The sequence below is a fragment of the Bartonella australis AUST/NH1 genome, assembly GCF_000341355.1.
In the GTDB taxonomy this organism is placed as follows: domain Bacteria; phylum Pseudomonadota; class Alphaproteobacteria; order Rhizobiales; family Rhizobiaceae; genus Bartonella; species Bartonella australis.
Genome location: NC_020300.1, coordinates 509,983 through 529,641 on the forward strand (window position 1 = coordinate 509,983; position 19,659 = coordinate 529,641).

8 protein-coding genes are annotated in these 19,659 nt (G+C 41.8%); all 8 read right to left on the reverse strand.

What is annotated here, in order from left to right; translation table 11 throughout:
- Nucleotides 1-522 precede the first annotated feature (522 nt).
- The 8 genes from BANH1_RS02185 to BANH1_RS02225 all read right to left on the reverse strand — a co-directional run bounded on the left by BANH1_RS02185 (nt 523) and on the right by BANH1_RS02225 (nt 19,577).
- Nucleotides 523-2,505, reverse strand: coding sequence for a DUF1561 family protein (locus BANH1_RS02185; RefSeq protein WP_015397801.1), 1,983 nt, complete (start codon nt 2,503-2,505; stop codon nt 523-525).
- A gap of 574 nt (nt 2,506-3,079) precedes the next feature.
- Complete coding sequence (locus BANH1_RS02190; RefSeq protein ID WP_015397802.1) at nt 3,080-5,056, reverse strand: DUF1561 family protein; 1,977 nt, start codon at nt 5,054-5,056, stop codon at nt 3,080-3,082.
- Between the two features lie 570 nt (nt 5,057-5,626).
- Nucleotides 5,627-7,612, reverse strand: coding sequence for a DUF1561 family protein (locus BANH1_RS02195; protein WP_015397803.1), 1,986 nt, complete (start codon nt 7,610-7,612; stop codon nt 5,627-5,629).
- Between the two features lie 454 nt (nt 7,613-8,066).
- On the reverse strand, nt 8,067-10,022 hold the full coding sequence (locus BANH1_RS02200; protein ID WP_015397804.1) for a DUF1561 family protein: 1,956 nt from the start codon (nt 10,020-10,022) through the stop codon (nt 8,067-8,069).
- Nucleotides 10,023-10,494: 472 nt separating this feature from the next.
- Complete coding sequence (locus BANH1_RS02205; RefSeq protein ID WP_015397805.1) at nt 10,495-12,459, reverse strand: DUF1561 family protein; 1,965 nt, start codon at nt 12,457-12,459, stop codon at nt 10,495-10,497.
- A gap of 90 nt (nt 12,460-12,549) precedes the next feature.
- Nucleotides 12,550-14,523, reverse strand: coding sequence for a DUF1561 family protein (locus BANH1_RS02210; RefSeq protein WP_015397806.1), 1,974 nt, complete (start codon nt 14,521-14,523; stop codon nt 12,550-12,552).
- A 504-nt stretch (nt 14,524-15,027) separates the two neighbouring features.
- Nucleotides 15,028-16,989, reverse strand: a complete 1,962-nt coding sequence (locus BANH1_RS02220; RefSeq protein ID WP_041582937.1) for a DUF1561 family protein — start codon at nt 16,987-16,989, stop codon at nt 15,028-15,030.
- Between the two features lie 656 nt (nt 16,990-17,645).
- On the reverse strand, nt 17,646-19,577 hold the full coding sequence (locus BANH1_RS02225; protein WP_015397808.1) for a DUF1561 family protein: 1,932 nt from the start codon (nt 19,575-19,577) through the stop codon (nt 17,646-17,648).
- Between the last annotated feature and the right edge of the window lie 82 nt (nt 19,578-19,659).

Below are 19,659 nucleotides of genomic sequence, written 5' to 3' on the forward strand. Positions count from 1 at the left end.
CAAAAATGTGGTTATCTAAAAATCTGGAACAAGTTGTGGTTCATTTGGTCTTATTGAGGTAGAAAAATAATGGCCAAAAACTTGATTAATACTTTACATGGTAATAACCGAGCTTGTCGACGTAGTCGTAACCAAGCTGAGTGCTCGTATTAATTTTAAGAGCAGGGTCTGGATTATTGTCCAATTCAGCCCTTAATTATAGCGAGAAGGCTAGAGTCGCCATTAAAGATAATAGGAAGTAATATTCGTGCCCACACTACCAGTAACGCTAGGGTGGTGTCATTTATAATTTACGCCGCAACTGCGCTGCAGGCCGGCCGTCAAAAATTTGCGACCTCGGTGCATACGCGAAAACCGCTGAACCCCGCGTAAATCGTATTAAGCTTTCCACCGAAATGATTTTTTTCATTACTTTATTATAAATTAATTTTTGCGTAAAAGCGAAGCACTCCTAACTCGGTTTCAAAAACAGCTTAAAAATGAGGATAAAGCGCAAGAGTGCGCTATAGGTTTTTGTATTTTTTACAAAAGAGTACATCTCCCGTTTGTACATTGATTAATAAAAGAACTCCTTGGTAATTCTCTGCTTCCTCTCCTACTGTCTCCTTCTCCGGTACAGTCATTTTGGGAGATAACGGTGCTCAGAGGCGGGGCCGTCACTTCAGTTAGCCGTAGTGTTGCAAAAGAAGCAGGGAACCCCTGTCTTGACTGGGCAATTCGAATAAGAAGACCACGAATACTGTTAGTCTCTGCCGCTAAACGGGAAAAAGCGGATAAAGTTGCTGAAGGGGCTTGGATATTTGTCGGAATTATTATAACCCCTCCGGAAGAACGTAAAATCGGGAATGCATGCCCACTTTCGCTACCATCTGGCATAATATGAGTAGATAAACCAATCCAAATTGTTCCGACAGGCGCGGCCAAAAGCCCTCGGATGGCAGCTAAAATATCATCAGGCTCAGTGGCGATGGATGACCGCTCCCACTCGAAATTCGGTAAAGCAATTTGTGCTGCTGCAGCCGCTGATCTTACACGAGTTACAGTTATGTCTTCTGTCGGACTTATAGAAACGCCATAAAGGGTATCAGCAAGTTCTAGAGCCCCAAAAAGCCTAGGATACCTTCGTCTCAATGAAACCATTGGATCAGTATTCAGAGCAGTATCAAAGAAATAACCTCTTTCACGGGGGCGATCTGGAAATCTATCTCGGATTTCTGCAATCATTTGAAAAGTCTGTATAAAGCAGACACCACATGCTCCTGCTCTGGATATAAAACCAGGCGTAGTAGCAGCTATATCGTAAAGCCGCTGTAGCCATTCCTCATTAAGCTGGAAATCAGAAGGCAAAGTTCGCTTCACTCTTTGCTTAGATGCAGGAATATTTTGCTTTTTTCCGGGAGCAGGGCAGTAAGGAAGGGCATCCTCCACATTTGCCATCACATAGCGATTCCACCGTTCAATATCATAAGACAAAACAAATTCAGATTTTGGGGAGTTTTCCGTGTCTTGTTTAAGATAACTAGGTTTTGCCGTATAAGGCCTTCCCCAATTGGAACCGTACTGAGTAATCCTTAAAAAATTACCCTGATAGTCCAAAAGCGGCCCTTCACGGCCGACTAAAAGAGGGATTCTCCAGTAGCCATTATCCTTTATACCGGAAATATTATCACTGCAAAATGACCACACCACCCAGTTCCAATCTTCTGAAGAAGATTGCTGAGAGGCCATACAAGAAAGAATTCCAGCGGAAGGGAAATATCTGGCAATATGGCCATTTTCAGGGTTATAATAAAGATCAAAAACCTCAGGTTTAGATCCGTCATTGGAAATATAATACATATTGAAGCCGGAAGTACCCGTAAACTTCCAGCTTAGGGAAGTTTTTAGGCTCATATTACCGGGAGTTGCGATGGTTTCCGTCCACCGTTTCATCTCGGAGCTCAGAGTATGATTGTAGTAGTCCTCTTTATTTTTTGAAATATAAGCATACCACTTATAATCTTTAACACGAAATTTCCCGTCGGCTGTATAAAAGGCATTATTTTTAATAATCCAGCGCTGGTTGGCATCGTTGATGACGCAGGGCCTAAGCTTGATATAATCCCAATCCGCCGTTGCTCTTCTACCAACACCTGTGACTGAATTAGGAGCTGTCATACACAACCAGACATTTCTGACTTTCCAAGCCACCCTCTGAAAAACATCATAGCGAGCGAATTGAACACTGGAAGAAGAGCAGTCATTGATGTAAATATAACTTTCGCCATCCACGAAGGCTGGAGCGTAACAATATTCTCCTCCATTATGAACCTTAACGCGAATAGCTTTATCAATAGGCTTATCGGTACGCTTTTGAGAAACTTCGGGGGTAGGGGGGATAGGGGCGGCAAAAAGAGGATTGAAAGAGAACAAAAAGACGAAAAAGAAAGAAAAAAAACTCAGATTATTTTTTTTGTTTAAATCACAATTTCCTGAATTAAAAAAGGGGGCTCTATCGTACCTCATCACGTGCTGGTCCTAATATTTAATGGCCCGCGTTATATTTGAGATTAAATTTAAGGAAAAAAAGCGGGTCAAATCAAGCAGCTTGTTCATAAAAGTGGAAAAATTATGACAGAAATATTTTAAATTAAGAAATAGTATATCAAAAATTTGTATAAATTCCGGCTTGCTTTTTGGTCGTTTAATCCAAGGATTTAAAAATTTATTAAAGGTCCTTGGAGGCCGTACTTAAGTTACCGAAAAAATATCACAAGACTCTGTTATAAATTATCAATTATACAGAAAATAGCCTTCCGAAAGGAGGAAAACAGTTTTTACATTTTATGCATAACTATGCATTGCTTTTCAAAAATTCTAACTGCGTGGCATAAAAGCACAGAGGCGGTTCCTTTTTTATATCGGAAGCTTCAACGTGTTATATGCTTATATTAAAATCCGATTACATTATTAAGCCAATCACAAAAATGACTTTTCCCATTTTTAAAATAGGACAGAGAGTTTCTGACTCAGTTTCAGAATTAGTTAGATGAACAAGAGTGGAAGTGTAAGGGCGCACTGTAGGTTTTTGCATTTTTTTTTAAAGAGGACACCTCCCACTGTCACATTGATTAACTGAAGCGCTCGTAGGTACTTGCTTGTTTCCTCTTCTGCCTTCTCCTTCTCCGGTACAGTTGCTTTGAGAAATCATAACGCTCAGAGGTTGGGCCCTTATTTCAGTTAGCCGTAATGTCGCAAAAGCAGTAACAGACGGGTTTCTCTGCTGGGTAATCCTAGACAAAATAAGAGGGATATTAGAAGCGGGGAGTTCTCCGAGTGTAGCAGAATAAGCAGAAAAATCCGCCGCAGTAGTTGGAATATTTGTCGGAATTATTATAAGCCCATTAGGAGAACGCAAAATTGGAAGCGCATGTCTTCCTGTGGTACCGTTTGGACGGATATAGACAGATAAACCAACCCACATTGTTCCAATAGGTGCGTTAAAAAGATCCAGGACAGAAGCTCGGATAGCAGCTGAATCAGTGGCTATCGGTGATAATACCCAATCGAAGTTTGGCAAAACAACCTGTGCTGTCGCGGCTGCCGCTCTCATACTCATAGTAACGGGATTCACCGTCCGAGTTATAGGGACACCATAAAGGACGGTAGCAAGCCCTATGGCACGATGAAGTCTAGGATATCTGCGCCTTAACGAAATCATCGGATTAGTATTGGGAACTGGATCAAAGAAATAACCTATTGGACGAGGGGGATTTGGAAGCCTATCTTGGAGTTCTGCAAGTATCTGAAAAGCTTGTATAAGGCAGACACCGCATATCCCTTGCCCGGGCGGAACACTAGACGCAGAAGGCGTAGTAGTCGCTGTCGCGTAAATCCGCCTCTGCCATTCTTCAGTAAGCTGAAAATTGGGGGGCAAATTCCGCTTCACTCTTTGTTTAGATCCGGAAACATCTTGCTTTTTTCCGGGAGCCGGGCAGTATGGAAGAGAATCTTCCACATTTGCCATAGCATAGCGATTCCACCGTTCAATATCATAGGACAAAACAAATTCAGATTTTGGGGAGTTTTCCGTGTCTTGTTTAAGATAACTGGGTTTTGCCGTATAAGGCACCCCCCAATTAGAGCCGTACTGAGTAACCCTTAAAAAATTACCCCTTCGGTCCAAAATTGGCCCCTCGCGTCCAACTAAAAAAGAAACGTTCCAGTAACCACTGTCGTATGCATCGGAGATATTATCATTGCAATATAACCACTTTACCCAATTCCAATCTTCTGAAAAAGATTGTTGAGAAGCCATGCAAGAAAGGAGCCCAGCGGCAGGGAAATATCTGGCAATATGGCCATTTTCGGGGTTATAATAAAGATCAGAGATTGCAGGTTTAGATCCATCATCCGAAATATAATACATATAGAAGCCGGAAGTGCCTGTAAATTTCCAGCCTAGGGAAGTTTTGAGGCTCATATTACCAGGAGTTGCGATAGTGTCTATCCATTCATCCATCAAGGGGCTTAAGGTATGATCGTAGTAATCTCCTTCATTTTTGGAGATATAAGCGTACCATTTGTGATCTTTAACACGAAATTTCTTATCAGCCGTGTACAAAACTCTGCCTGTAATAATCCAACGCTGATTAGGATCGTTGATGACACAGGGCCTAAGCTTGATATAATCCCAATCCGCCGTTGCTTTTCGCCCAACACCTGTGACTGAATTAGGAGCTGTCATACACAACCAGATATTTCTGACTTTCCAAGCCACCCTCTGAAAAACATCATAGCGAGCAGGTTGAACACTGGAAGAAGAGCAGTCATTAATGTAAATATAACTTTCACCGTCCACAAATGCCGGAGCGTAACAATATTCCCATCCGTTATGAACCTTAACGCGAATAGCTTTATCAATAGGCTTATCGGTTGGCTTTTGGTGAACAGGAGCAACAAAAGGAGAATTGAGAGAAAACAAAAAGACGAACAAGAAAGAAAAAAAAGTCACCAGACTTTTTTCCTTTAAATTACGATTTCTTGGGTTAAAAAACGGAGCTCCATTGTATCTCATCACATGCTGATCCTAATACCCAACGGCCCACGTTATATTCAAGCTCAAATTTGGGGAAAAAAGCGACTTGAAGCAAAAAAATTATTCACAAAAGTGAGAAAATTATGACGGAAATATTTCAAATTAAGAAGCGGTATATCAAAAATTTGTATGAATTCCGGCTTGCTTTTTGGTCGTTTAATCCAAGGATTTAAAAATTTAATAAAAGTCCTTGGAGACCGTACTTAAGTTACCGAAAAAATATCAAAAGGCTCTGTTACAGATTATCAATCACACAGAAAATAGCCTTCCGAAAGGAGGAAAACAGTTTTTACATTATATTATGCATAATTGTGCATTGCTTTTCAAAAATTCTAACTGCGTAGCATAAAAGCATAGAGGCGGTTCCTTTTTTATATCGGAAGCTTCAACGTGTTATATGCTTATGTTAAAATCCTATTACGTTATTAAGCCAATCACCAAAACGACTTTTCCCATTTTTAAAATAGGACAGAGAGTCCCTAACTCAGTTTCAGAATTAGTTAGCGAGAGTGGAAGTGTAAGGGCGCACTGCAGGTTTTTGTATTTTTTTTAAAGAGGACATCTCCCACTGTCACATTGATTAACCGAAGCGCTCGTCGGTGATTGCTGGTTTCCTCTTCTGCCTTCTCCTTCTCCGGTACAGTTGCTTTGAGAAATCATAACGCTCAGAGGTTGGGCTGTTATTTCAGTTAGCCGTAATGTTGCAAAAGCAGTAACAACCGGATTTCTTATCTGGGTAATCCTAGACAAAATAAGAGGGATATCAGAAGACGGGAGCTCTCTGAGTGCGAGATTATAAGTGTAAAAATTCGCTGTGGTAATTGGAGTATTTGTTGGAATTATTATAAGCCCATTAGGAGAACGCAAAATTGGAAGCGCATGTCTTCCTGTGGTACCGTTTGGACGGATATAAACAGATAAACCAATCCACATTGTTCCAACAGGTGCATTAAAAAGATCTAGGATAGCAGAACGAATAGCAGATTGATCAGTGGCTATGGGTGACTGTACCCAATCGAAATTTGGCAAAATAACCTGCGCCGTTGCAGCCGCCGCCCTCATACTCATATTGACAGGATCTGCCATCGGAGTTACAGGAACACCATAAAAGACGGTAGCAAGTCCTATGGCGCGGTGAAGCCTAGGGTACCTTCGTCTTAACGAAAACACCGGATCAGTATTGGGAGCTAGGTCAAAGAAATAACCTCTTTGACGGGGGGGGTGTGGGAATCTATCTTGGAGTTCTGCGAGCATCTGAAAAGCGTGTAAAAGGCAGATACCACATATTCCTTGCCCAAGTGGAATACGAGACGTAGAAGGCGTAGTAGTCGCTATATCGTAAAGTCGCCTCCGCCATCCTTCGTCAAGTTGAAAATTAGAAGGCAAATTCCGCTTTACTCTTTGTTTAGATCCGGAAACATCTTGCTTTTTTCCGGGAGCCGGGCAGTATGGAAGAGAATCTTCCACATTTGCCATAGCATAGCGATTCCACCGTTCAATATCATAAGACAAAACAAATTCAGATTTTGGGGAGTTTTCCGTGTCTTGTTTAAGATAACTAGGCTTTGCCGTATAAGACATCCCCCAATTGGAGCCGTACTGAGTAATCCTTAAAAAATTACCCCGATAGTCCAAAAGCGGTCCCTCACGTCCAACTAAAAAAGAAACGTTCCAGTAACCACTATCGTATGCATCGGGGATATTATCATTGCAAAATAGCCACTTTACCCAATTCCAATTCTCCGAAAAAGATTGTTGAGAAGCCATGCAAGAAAGGAGCCCAGCGGCAGGGAAATATCTGGCAATATGGCCATTTTCGGGGTTATAATAAAGATCAGAGATTTCAGGTTTAGATCCATCATCCGAAATATAATACATATAGAAGCCGGAAGTACCCGTAAATTTCCAGCCTAGGGAAGTTTTGAGGCTCATATTACCAGGAGTTGCGATAGTGTCTATCCATTCATCCATCGAAGAGCTTAAGGTATGATTGTAGTAATCTCCTTCATTTTTGGAGATATAAGCGTACCACTTGTGATCTTTAACACGAAATTTCTTATCAGCCGTGTACAAAACTCTGCCTGTAATAATCCAACGCTGATTAGGATCGTTGATGACACAGGGCCTAAGCTTGATATAATCCCAATCCGCCGTTGCTTTTCGCCCAACACCTGTGACTGAATTAGGAGCCGTCATGCACAGCCAGACATTTTTAATCTTCCAAGCCACTCTTTGAAAGACGTCATACCGAGCGAATAGAACACTGGAAGAAGAGCAGTCATTGATGTAAATATAACTTTCACCATCTACAAACGCCGGGGCATAACAATATTCCCCTCCGTTATGAACCTTAACGCGAATAGCTTTATCAATAGGCTTATCGGTTGGCTTTTGAGAAATTGTGGGAATAGGGGCAGCGAAAAGAGGATTGAGAGAGAACAAAAAGACGAAAAAGAAAGAAAAAAAACTCAGATTACTTTTTCGCTTAAAGCTACAATTATCTAAATCAACAAATAGAACTCCACGGTGTTCCATTATGCGTAAGTCCTAATGTTTGACAATTTAAACTACATTTAAGATAAATTTTAAGGCAAAAAGAGGATCAAATTGATTAATTTAATTGTTAATTCGTGTATTTAAAATTATATAGGAAGGGAGATAACTTTAAATTATACATATTAGCCCGATTAATCTCTTTAAAAAATATCTTAATTGCATGGTAGATAAAACGCCAAAGCGGTCTTTTCATATTGGAGGCTTTAGCTCTTCGTCCGCTTGTGGTCTTAAAAATTTAATTAACTGTGATTGTGCTGCGCAATATTTTTACGGAAAATACTGATAATGGACCGCATTTTGCATTATCAAGCTAATCACCAAAATAACTTTTCCCATTTTCCTGCATGAGGCGGGGAGTCACTAACTTAGTCTCAGAATTAGTCAGATAAATGAGACTCAAGAGCGAGGGTGCTTTTTAGGTTTTCGTATTTCTTTAAAGAGGACATCTTCCACTTTCACACTGATTGACTAAGGCACTTCTCGGTAATTGCCTGCTTCCTCTTCTCTCTTCTCCTTCTCCGGTACAATTATTTTGGGAGATAGTAACACTAAGAGGTTGGGTTGTTATTTCGGCGAGTCGCAGTGTTGCAAAAGCGGTAACCGTCAAACTTGTCGGATAGGAAAGCTGATTCAAAACAAGATCAGCAGTGGTAGCCTCCACAAGTTGGTAAGAAAAACCGAGAAAACTCGCTGAAACATTCGTCGGGATTACCTTAATTCCGTTAAGAGAACGCAAAATTGGAACTGCATGTCTGAGTGGACTACCATTTGGGAGAGTAAAGACAATTAAACCAACCCACATTGTTCCAACAGGTGCGTTGAAAAGCTCTCGGATGGAAGCATGGATAGCAGATTGATCGGTGGCTATGGGCGATTGTACCCAATCAAAATTCGGCAAAGCAACCTGTGCCGCTGCATGTGCTGCCCTTACACTAATCACGTCATCCCCCTCGGCTGTATTCAAAGAAACACCATGAAGAATAGTAGCAAGTTCTATAGCCCTATAAAGGAAAGGATATCTTTGTTTTAACGAACGTATCGGATCAGTATTGGGGGCCGTATCAAAGAAATAGCCTCCGCTTGTACGCGGAAGACCAGGATAAGTTTCCTGGAGTTCTGCAATCATTTGGAAAGTCTGTAAAAGGCAGGTACCACATATCCCTGCCATTGCCCCAGCTCTAGTTCTGGTGATTGCTATTGCGTGAAGCCGCCTTTTCCATTCTTCGTTGAGTTGAAAATCGGAAGGCAAATTCCGCTTTACTCTTTGTTTAAATCCGGAAACATCTTGCTTTTTTCCGGGAGCCGGGCAGTAAGGAAGGGCATCTTCCACATTTGCCATAACATAGCGATTCCATCGCTCGATATCATAATCTAAAATAAATTCAGATGTTGGAGAATTTGCTGTATCTTTTTTGATATAATCAGGCTTTACTGTATAAGGTCTCCCCCAATTAGAACCGTATTGAGTGACCCTTAAAAAATTATCGTCACGGTTTAAAACTGGTCCCTCACGTCCAGCTAAAAGGGAAACATCCCAATAACCATTATCTTTTGTAGTGGGGACATTATCATTGCAAAATAGCCACTTTACCCAGTTCCAATCTTCGGAAGGAGATTGCTGAGAAGCTATGCAAGAAAGCAAGCCGGAAGAAGGAAAATATCTGGCAATATGGCCGTTTTCGGGGTTATAATAAAGATCGAAAACCTCAGCTTTAGATCCATCGTCCGAAATATAATACATATCGAAGCTAGAGCCACTCTTAAACTTCCAGCTTAGGGAGGTTTTGAGGCTCATATTACCAGGAGTTGCGATAGTATTTACCCATTTATCCATCGTTGAGCTTAAAATATGGTTGTAGTAATCTTCTTCGTTTTTAGAGATATAAGCGTACCACTTATGATCTTTAACGCGAAACTCTCCATCAGCTGTATAGAAGGCGTTATTTTTAATAACCCAGCGCTGATTAGCATCGTTGATGACGCAAGGCCTGAGCTTGATATAATCCCAGTTCGCTGTTGCTTTTTCACCAACGCCTGTAACTGAACCAGGAGCTGTCATACACAACCAGACATCTTTAACCTTCCACGCCACCCTCTGAAAGACGTCATATCGAGCGGATTGAACGCTGGAAGAAGAGCAATTATTGATGTAAACATAACTTTCACCATCCACAAAAGCTGGAGCGTAACAATATTCCCATCCGTTATGAATTTTAACGCGAATAGCTTTATCAATAGGTTCATCGGCGAGCTTCTGAGAAATCTTGGGAATAGGAGCAGCAAAAAGAGAATCGAAAGATAATAGAAAGACACAAAAGAGCGATAAGAACTTCAAGTCACTTTTTTTAAAGCTGTAATTACCTATAAGCAAAGCCTCATCGTACCTCATAATACATCACCTAATGCTCAATGATCTAAATATATTAAGCAAAATTTAAGGAAAAAAGGCAAACTAAAGCAGCCAACTTATTCAAAAAAGTGAAAAAATTACGGCAAAGCTCTCTCAAACTAAGAAGAAATATACCAAAAATTTCATGAATTTGAAGCATGATTTTTAGTCGTTTAATCTAAAGATTTAAAAATTCAACAATGACTCTTGAAAGCCACATTAAGTCATCAAAATTTAAAAAATATCAAAATGTCCCATCGAAAAACCGTTAATTACACAGAAAAGCGTCCTCCGGAAGGAGGTGTCAGTTTTTATCTTAAAAACGGACCGCGTCTTGCGTTACCAAGCTAACCACGAAAATGGTTTACCTAATTTTTCACCCGAAAACGAGGAACCAGTAACTCAGTTTCAGAAATAGCTTGAAAATGAGAGGTAGGCACCAAGTCCCGCATCGTAGGTCTGCGTATTTTCTTTAAAGAGGGCATCTTCCGCTCGCACATTGATTAACCAAAGAACTTCTCGGTAATTGCCCACTTCCTCTCCTGCCTTCTCCTTCTCCAGTACAGTTATTTTGAGAAATTGTAACACTCAGTGGACGGTCTGCCGGTCCAGTTAACCGCAACGTTGCAAAATCATTAACGGTCGAACCTAACCCAAGGTGCCATAAAATAACATTGGGGTGGGCAGCCTCTGTAAGCAGGCGGACAAAATTGGTAAAGCCACCCGTGGTAGCCGGAAAATTTGTAGGAATTATTATAAATCCATTACGAGAACGCAAAATTGGAACTGCGTGTCTGGCTGCTCTACCACCCGCAGGAGTTAGCCTAAGTAAAGCGACCCAAATTGTCCCGGGAGGTTCAGCTGAAAGTCTCCGAACGGAATCTAAAATGGCATCCTGACCTATGGCTATGGGCGACAGTTGCCAATCGTAATTCGGCAAAGCAACTTGTACCGCCGCGGCTACGGACCTTACATTAGCCTCGACTATGCTTCTTCCCGGAACTATAGAAACACCCTGAAGGGTATTAGCAAGCTCTAGAGCTCGGTAGAGAAAAGGGAATCTTCGTTCTAACTCACGCACTGGATCCCTATAAGGGGCAGGATCAAAAAAATAACCTCTTGTACGGGGGGGACCCGGGTAACTTTCCGCGAGCTCTGCGATCATTTGCATAGTATGTAAAATGCAGGCACCGCATAGTCCCGTTACAGTACGAGAACCTGTGGTGGTAGTCCCTATCGCGTAAAGCCGCCTTTGCCACGTCTCATCGAGTTGAAAATCAGGGGGCAAAGTCCGCTTCACTCTTTGTTTAGACGCAGGGATATTTTGCTTTTTTCCGGGAGCTGGGCAATAAGAAAGGGCATCATAAGCATTTGCCGCGACATAACGATTCCATCGCTCAATATCATAATCTAAAACAAATTCAGATGTCGGAGAGTTATCTTTGTCTTTTTTAAGATAACTAGGCTTTGCAGTATAAGGAACTCCCCAATTAGAACCGTACTGAGTAATTCTTAACAAATTACCCTTAGGATCTAGAATTGGCCCCTCACGTCCGACTAAAAAGGAAATATCCCAGTAGCCGCTATCCTTCGTGGCGGAGATATTATCATTACAAAATAGCCACTTTACCCAATCCCATTCCTCCGAAGAAGATTGCTGGGAAGCCATGCAAGAAAGCAATCCGGAGGACGGAAAATATCTGGCGATATGGCCATTTTCGGGGTTATAGTAGAGGTCAAAAACCTCGGCTTTAGACCCATTATCCGAAATATAATACATAGAGAAGCTAGGACCGCTTGCATACTTCCAGCCTAGTGAAGTTTTAAAGCTCATATTACCAGGTATTGCGATGGTTTTTACCCACTTGTCCATTGTGGGCATTATCAAAGTATGGTCGTAGTAATCTTTTGCATTTTTCGAGATATAAGTGTACCACTTGTAATCTTTAACGCGAAACTTTTCATCGGCTGTATAGAAGGCGTTATCTTTAACGACCCAACGTTGATTGGCGTCATTGATAACACAAGGTCTGAGCTTGATATAATCCCAATCTGCTGTTGCGCTTCCACCAATAGCTGTGACAGAGCTCGGAGCTGTCATACACAACCAGACGTCTTTAATCTTCCAAGCTATCCTTTGAAAAACATCATATCGAGCGAATGGAACTCTTTGAGAAGAGCAGTTGTCAAGGTAAACGTAGCCCTCGCCATCTACAAATGCCAAGGCGTAACAATATTCCCCCCCGTTATGAGCTTTAACGCGGATAGCTCTATCAACAGGTTCATCAGCAGGTTTCTGAATAACTTGGGGGACGGGAGCAGAGAGAGAAGGGAGAGAATTGAGAGATAATAAAAAGACAAAAAAGAACGGAAGAAATTTCACGTTACTTTTTTTAAAGCTGTAATTACCTACAAGCACGGCCTCATCGTATCTCATAATACATCACCCTGACGTTCAATGACTCAGAAACAGTTTGTAAATCAGGGGCGGGCGCTAGGTTTTGCATCGTCGGTCTTTGTCTTTTCTTTAAAGAGGACATCTTCCGCTCGCACACTGATTGACTAAAGCGCTTCTCGGCAATCCTCCGCTTCCTCTCCTGCCTTCTCCTTCTCCGGTACAGTTATTTTGGGAAATTGTAACACTCAGCGGACGGTCTGCCGGTCCAGTTAGCCGCAATGTTGTAAAATTATTAACGGGCAAGCCTGATCCAATCTGCCACAAAATAACCTCTGGATGGCTAGCCTCTGCAAGCGTACGGGAAAAATCGGCGAAACCGCCTGTGGTAGCCAGAAAATTTGTTTGGATTATTATAAGTCCATTACGAGAACGCAAAATTGGAAGTACATGCCTTGTTGCTCTACGGCTTGCAGTAGTCTGACCGAGTAAAGCGAGCCAAATTGTCCCGGGAGGTTGAGCTAAAAGTCCCCGGATAGAGGCCAAAATATCATCTCGGCCGATAGCTATGGACGACCGCTCCCAACTAAACATCGGCAGAGCAACTTGCACTACCGCAGTTGCTGCCATTACATTAGTCTCGACCATACTTCTTCCCGGAACTATAGAAACATCGTAAAGGGTATTAGCAAGCTCCAGAGCCCGGTGGAGAAAAGGGAATCTTCGTTCTAACTCGCGCACTGGATCCCTATAAGGGGCAGGATCAAAAAAATAGCCTCTTTGGCGAGGGGGACCAGGAAAATTTTCTTGAAGTTCTGCGACCATTTGCATAGCCTGCAAAAAGCAGGCACCGCATAGCCCCGCTACAGTACGAGCACCAGTTGTAGTGGTCGCTGTTGCATAAAGCCGCCTTTGCCACGTCTCATCGAGTTGAAAATCAGGAGGCAAAGTCCGCTTCACTCTTTGTTTAGACGCAGGAATATTTTGCTCTTTTCCAGGGGCTGGACAATAAGGAAGGGCGTCCTCAGCATTTGCCGCAACATAACGATTCCACCGCTCAATATCATAATCTAAAACAAATTCAGACGTCGGAGAATTTTGAGTATCTTTTCTAAGATAATCAGGTTTTGCAGTATAAGGAACCCCCCAATTAGAACCGTACTGAGTAACTCTTAACAAATTACCCCTAGAATCTAAGATTGGCCCCTCACGTCCGACTAAAAAGGAAATATCCCAGTAGCCGCTATCCTTTGTAGCGGAGATATTATCATTACAAAATAACCACTTGACCCAATTCCATTCCTCCGAAGAAGATTGCTGGGGAGCCATGCAGGAAAGCAATCCGGAGGATGGAAAATATCTGGCGATATGGCCATTTTCGGGGTTATAGTAGAGATCAAAAACCTCAGCTTTAGATCCATTATCCGAAATATAATACATAAAGAAGCTAGGACCGCTTGCATACTTCCAGCCTAGTGAAGTTTTAAAGCTCATATTACCAGGCATTGCGATAGTTTTCACCCACTTGTCCATTGTGGGCATCATCAAAGTATGGTCGTAGTAATCTTTTGCATTTTTCGAGATATAAGTGTACCACTTGTAATCTTTAACACGGAACTTTTCATCGGCTGTGTAGAAGGCGTTATCTTTAACGACCCAACGTTGATTGGCGTCATTGATAACACAAGGTCTGAGCTTGATATAATCCCAATCTGCTGTTGCGCCCCCGCCAATAGCTGTGACAGAACTCGGAGCTGTCATACACAACCAGATGTCTTTAATCTTCCAAGCTATTCTTTGAAAAACATCATACCGAGCGAATGGAACTCTCTGAGAAGAGCAGTTGTCAAGGTAAACGTAGCCCTCGCCATCCACAAATGCCAAGGCGTAACAATATTCCCCCCCGTTATGAGCTTTAATGCGGATAGCTCTATCACCAGGTTCGTCAGCAGGCTTCTGAATAACTTGGGGGACGGGAGCAGAGAAAGAAGGGAGAGAATTGAGAGATAATAAAAAGACAAAAAATAACGAAAGAAATTTCACGCCACTTTCTTTCTGCCAGCTACAGCCGCTTAAATTAAAGAACAGGGCCCCATTGTATCTCATTACACCAATCCTAATACTTAACACTCCAAGTTATTTAGCCTGAATTTAAGAAAAAAAGACACAGCGGCCGCGTTAATTTATTCAAAAAAGTGAAGAAATTATGACAGATATATCTCCAATTAACAGGAAATAGCTTCTCGAAAAGAGGTAACCAATTTTTTGAATTAGACTATACTAAAAAACGTAACTGGTCCGATCAATCTTTTCAAAAGTTCCTTAAATGCGCGGCAAATGAAGTGTCAGCGACCCCCCTTTTTGTACCAAAGCTTTAACTCATTACTTGCTTGCGGTTTTTGAAATTCACCTAAATATTGATTACTCTGTATAGTATTCCTCTGAAAAATCATTGATAACAGATTGCATCTTGCATTATCAAACTCATCATCAAAATGATTTTTCTCATTTTTCTGTTTAGCGCAGAGAGTCCCTAACTCAGTTTCAGAAATAGCTTGACAAATAAGGGTTAAGCGTGATGAGGGGACGGTGTAAGTCTTTGTATTTTCTTCAAAGAGGGCATCTCCCACTTGCACATTGATTAACTGAAGCGCTTGTTGGTAATTGTTTATTTCCTCTTCTATCTTCTCCTTCTCCGGTACAGTTATTTTGAGAAATTGTGACGCTCAGAGGCTGGCTTGCTTCCCCAGCTAGCCGCAATGTTGCAAAAGCGGTAACGACCGGATTTCTCTGCTGGGTGAGCCGAAATAAAATAATATTAGGATTGGGAGCGATAATCTCTTCAAGTGCGTATGCAAAATTAGAGAAGGTTGCTGAAGAAGCTGGAAGATTCGTCGGAATTATTATAAGTCCCCTAGGAGAACGCAAAATTGGAACTGCGTGTCTGGCTGTGCTACCATCCGGAAGAGTAAACACAGATAAACCGACCCAAATTGTTCCAACAGGTGCGTTGAAAAGCTCTTGAATAGAAGCCAAAATAGCAGCTTGATTGTCAGCTATGGATGACGATATCCAATTGAAGGTCGGCAAAGTAATCTGCGCTGCTGCGGCTGCTGCCCTTACACTCATAGTGGTGATGTCCTCTGGAGTTATAGGAATACCATAAAGGACGGTAGCAAGTTCTAGAGCTCGATAAAGCAAAGGGAATCTCTGCTCTAACGAAATCATCGGATCGGTATTCGGAGCAGTATCAAAAAAATAACCTCTTGTACGTGGGGGGCCAGGAAAACTTTCTTGAAGTTCTGCGATCATTTGAAAGGTCTGTAAAAGGCAGACACCGCATACTCCTGCTCCAGTTGGAACACTGGATGTGGAGACCGCTATCGCGTAAAGCCGTTTTTGCCATTCTTCGTCGAGTTGAAAATCGGGAGACAAAGTCCGTTTCACTTTTCGCTTAGAGCCAGGAATATTTTGCTTTTTTCCAGGAGCCGGACAGTAAGGAAGCGCTTCTTCTATGTTTGCCATAACATAGCGATTCCACCGCTCAATATCATAGGACAAAATAAATGCAGATGTCGGAGAGTTATTTTTGTCTTTTTTAAGATAACTAGGCTTTGCTGTATAAGGTGTTCCCCAATTGGAACCGTACTGAGTGACTCTTAAAAAATTACCCTTTCGGTCCAAAAGCGGCCCCTCACGTCCAGCTAAAAGAGAAACGCCCCAGTAGCCGCTATCCTTTGTAGTGGAGATATTATCATTGCAATATTTCCATTTTACCCAGTTCCAATCTTCCGACGAAGATTGCTCAGAAGCCATGCAAGAAAGAAGCCCAGAGGAAGGGAAATATCTAGCGATATGGCCGTTTTCGGGATTATAGTAAAGATCAAAAACTTCAGATTTAGACCCATTATCCGAAATATAATACATAGAGAAGCCAGAACTCCTCTTAAACTTCCAGTTCAGAGAAGTTTTGAGGCTCATATTACCAGGAGTTGCAACAGTTTTCATCCATTGGCTCATCGTCTGGCTTAAGGTATGGTTATAGTGGTCTCCTTGATTTTTCGAGACGTAAGTATACCATTTATAATCTTTAACGCGAAACTTTTCATCAGCTGTATAAAAGGCGCTATCTTTAACGATCCAACGCTGATTAGCATCGTTGATAACACAGGGCCTGAGCGTTATATAACCCCAGTTCGCTGTTGCTTTTTCACCAATACCTGTAACTGAACCAGGAGCTGTCATACACAACCAGACATTTTTAATCTTCCAAGCCACCCTCTGAAAGACATCATATCGAGCGGATTGAACGCTGGAAGAAGAGCAATTATCGATGTAAATATAACTTTCGCCATCCACAAAAGCTGGAGCATAACAATATTCCCCCCCATTATGAACCTTAATGCGGATAGATTTATCGATAGGCTTATCGGCGAGTTTTTGAGAAATTTGAGGAATAGAGGCAGCAAAAAGAGAATTAAACGAGAACAAAAAGACAAAAAAAAACATACCACTTTTTTTCTTTAAACAGCAACTACCTAAATCAAGGAACAGAGCTCTATTGCGTCTCATAGTACACCAGCCGGAATACTCGAGGGCCTAAGTTATTTAGGCCAAAATTTAAGGGAAAATGCGAGGCAGGGGGCCAGTTTATTCAAAAAAGAGAAAAAATTATGACAAAGATATCTAAAATTAAGGAGCGATATGCCAAAAATTTGCGTGAATTCCGGCTTAAGTTTGAGTCATTTAACCCAGACTAAAACTTTAATAAAGGTCCTTGGAGGCCGTACTTTTAAGTTACCGAAAAAATATCACAAGACTCTGTTAAAAATTACCAGTTATGCGGGAAATAGCTTTCTGAAGAGAGGCGATCAGTTTTACATTATAATATTATGCATGCGGGCCTGATTAGTCTCTTCAAAAATATCTTAACTGCATGGCAAATAAAGCACTGAGACGGTTCCTTCTTTATACTGGAAGCTTTATTTGTGGTCTGCTTATGGTTTCTGAAATCCACCTAAATATTGACTACGCTATGCAATAGTGATAATCCCATGAAAAATCGCTAATAACAGACTGCATCTCGCGTTATCAAGCCGACCACCAAAGTGATTTTTCACATTTTTCTATATTTCTATATAAGGTAGAGAGTCCATAACTTAGTTTTAGAAATAACTTAATAAACAAGAATTAAGCGTGAGGGTATGGTGCGGGTTTTTGTATTTTCTTTAAAAAGAACATCTCCCACTTTCGCATTGACTAACCGAAGCGCTCGTTGGTAATTGCCCGCTTCCTCTTCTACCTGCTCCTTCTCCGGTACAGTTATTTTGAGAGACCGTGACGCTCAGAGGTGGGGCTGCCACTTCAGTTAGCCGTAATGTCGCAAAAGCATTAAGCCTAAAATGCCCTGGGTAAACGAGCCGAAACAAAACAAGATTAGGATCGTTAGTCTCTGCAATTTCATGGCTATAATCGAGGAAATTTAGTGTAGTATTTGTCAGAATTATCTTAAGCCCATTAGGGGAACGCAAAATTGGAAGCGCGTGTCCGGTCACGTTGCCATCGGGGCGAGTAAAGGCAATTAAACCGATCCAAATTGTCCCAGGAGGCGCAGCTAAAAGCGCTCGGACAGAATCTAGCATGGCAGATCGATCAGTAGCTATGGTTGATGGTATCCAATCGTAATTCGGCAAAGCAACCTGCGCTGCTGCGTGTGCCGCCCTTACATTAGTCTGGATGTTTCTATCCGCTGGAGTTAAAGGAACGCCGTAAAGGACAGTAGCAAGTTCTAGGGCACGACGAAGCAAAGGATATCTGCGACCTAACGAAGTTGCCGGGTCTGTATTGGGGCCTGTATCAAAGAAATAACCTCCGCTTGTACGCGGAAGACCAGGATAAGTTTCCTGGAGTTCTGCGATCATTTGAAAAGTATGTAAAAGACAGACACCGCATACCCCCGCCCCAGTTGTAACATCAGCTGTAGTAGTCGCTATATCGTAAAGTCGCCTCCGCCATTCTTCAGTAAGCTCAAAATCAGGAGGCAAATTCCGCTTCACTCTTTGTTTAGATCCGGGAACATCCTGCTTTTTTCCGGGAGCCGGGCAGTATGGAAGGGCATCTTCTGCGTTTGCCATAGCATAGCGATTCCACCGTTCAACATCATAAGACAAAACAAATTCAGATTTTGGGGCGTTTTCCGTGTCCTGTTTAAGATAACTAGGTTTTACCGTATAAGGTCGTCCCCAATTGGCACCATACTGAGTAACCCTTAAAAAATTACCCTTTCGGTCCAAAAGCGGCCCCTCACGTCCGGCCAAAAGAGAGACGTTCCAGTAGCCACTATCCTTTTTACTGGGAATATTATCATTGCAATATAACCATTTTACCCAGTTCCAATTCTCCGAAAAAGATTGTTGAGAAGCCATGCAAGAAAGAAGACCAGCAGAAGGGAAATATCGGGCAATATGGCCATTTTCGGGGTTATAATAAAGATCAGAGATTGCAGGTTTAGATCCATCATCCGAAATATAATACATATAGAAGCCGGAAGTGCCTGTAAATTTCCAGCCTAGGGAAGTTTTGAGGCTCATATTACCAGGAGTTGCGATAGTGTCTATCCATTCATCCATCAAGGGGCTTAAGGTATGATCGTAGTAATCTCCTTCATTTTTGGAGATATAAGCGTACCATTTGTGATCTTTAACACGAAATTTCTTATCAGCCGTGTACAAAACTCTGCCTGTAATAATCCAACGCTGATTAGGATCGTTGATGACACAGGGCCTAAGCTTGATATAATCCCAATCTGCCGTTGCTTTTCGCCCAACACCTGTGACTGAATTAGGAGCTGTCATACACAACCAGATATTTCTGACTTTCCAAGCCACCCTCTGAAAAACATCATAGCGAGCAGGTTGAACACTGGAAGAAGAGCAGTCATTAATGTAAATATAACTTTCACCGTCCACAAATGCCGGAGCGTAACAATATTCCCATCCGTTATGAACCTTAACGCGAATAGCTTTATCAATAGGCTTATCGGTTGGCTTTTGGTGAACAGGAGCAGCAAAAGGAGAATTGAGAGAAAACAAAAAGACGTAAAAAAATAAAAATAGCTTAAAAATACTTAAGCTAATAAGCGGGAATTTGTTGCGTCTCATTATATATTAGGCCCTCATATTTAAAATCTATGCTGCGTTGAAACCCGAATTTGAGGCAAAAGGTAAATTAAATTGACCGAGC

Bases quoted from the DNA above. Each gene is read 5' to 3' on its own strand.
- BANH1_RS02185 (WP_015397801.1), bottom strand. From the start codon at position 2,505: ATGAGGTACGATAGAGCCCCCTTTTTTAATTCAGGAAATTGTGATTTA.
- BANH1_RS02225 (WP_015397808.1), bottom strand. From the start codon at position 19,577: ATGAGACGCAACAAATTCCCGCTTATTAGCTTAAGTATTTTTAAGCTA.
- BANH1_RS02210 (WP_015397806.1), bottom strand. From the start codon at position 14,523: ATGAGATACAATGGGGCCCTGTTCTTTAATTTAAGCGGCTGTAGCTGG.
- BANH1_RS02205 (WP_015397805.1), bottom strand. From the start codon at position 12,459: ATGAGATACGATGAGGCCGTGCTTGTAGGTAATTACAGCTTTAAAAAA.
- BANH1_RS02220 (WP_041582937.1), bottom strand. From the start codon at position 16,989: ATGAGACGCAATAGAGCTCTGTTCCTTGATTTAGGTAGTTGCTGTTTA.
- BANH1_RS02200 (WP_015397804.1), bottom strand. From the start codon at position 10,022: ATGAGGTACGATGAGGCTTTGCTTATAGGTAATTACAGCTTTAAAAAA.
- BANH1_RS02195 (WP_015397803.1), bottom strand. From the start codon at position 7,612: ATGGAACACCGTGGAGTTCTATTTGTTGATTTAGATAATTGTAGCTTT.
- BANH1_RS02190 (WP_015397802.1), bottom strand. From the start codon at position 5,056: ATGAGATACAATGGAGCTCCGTTTTTTAACCCAAGAAATCGTAATTTA.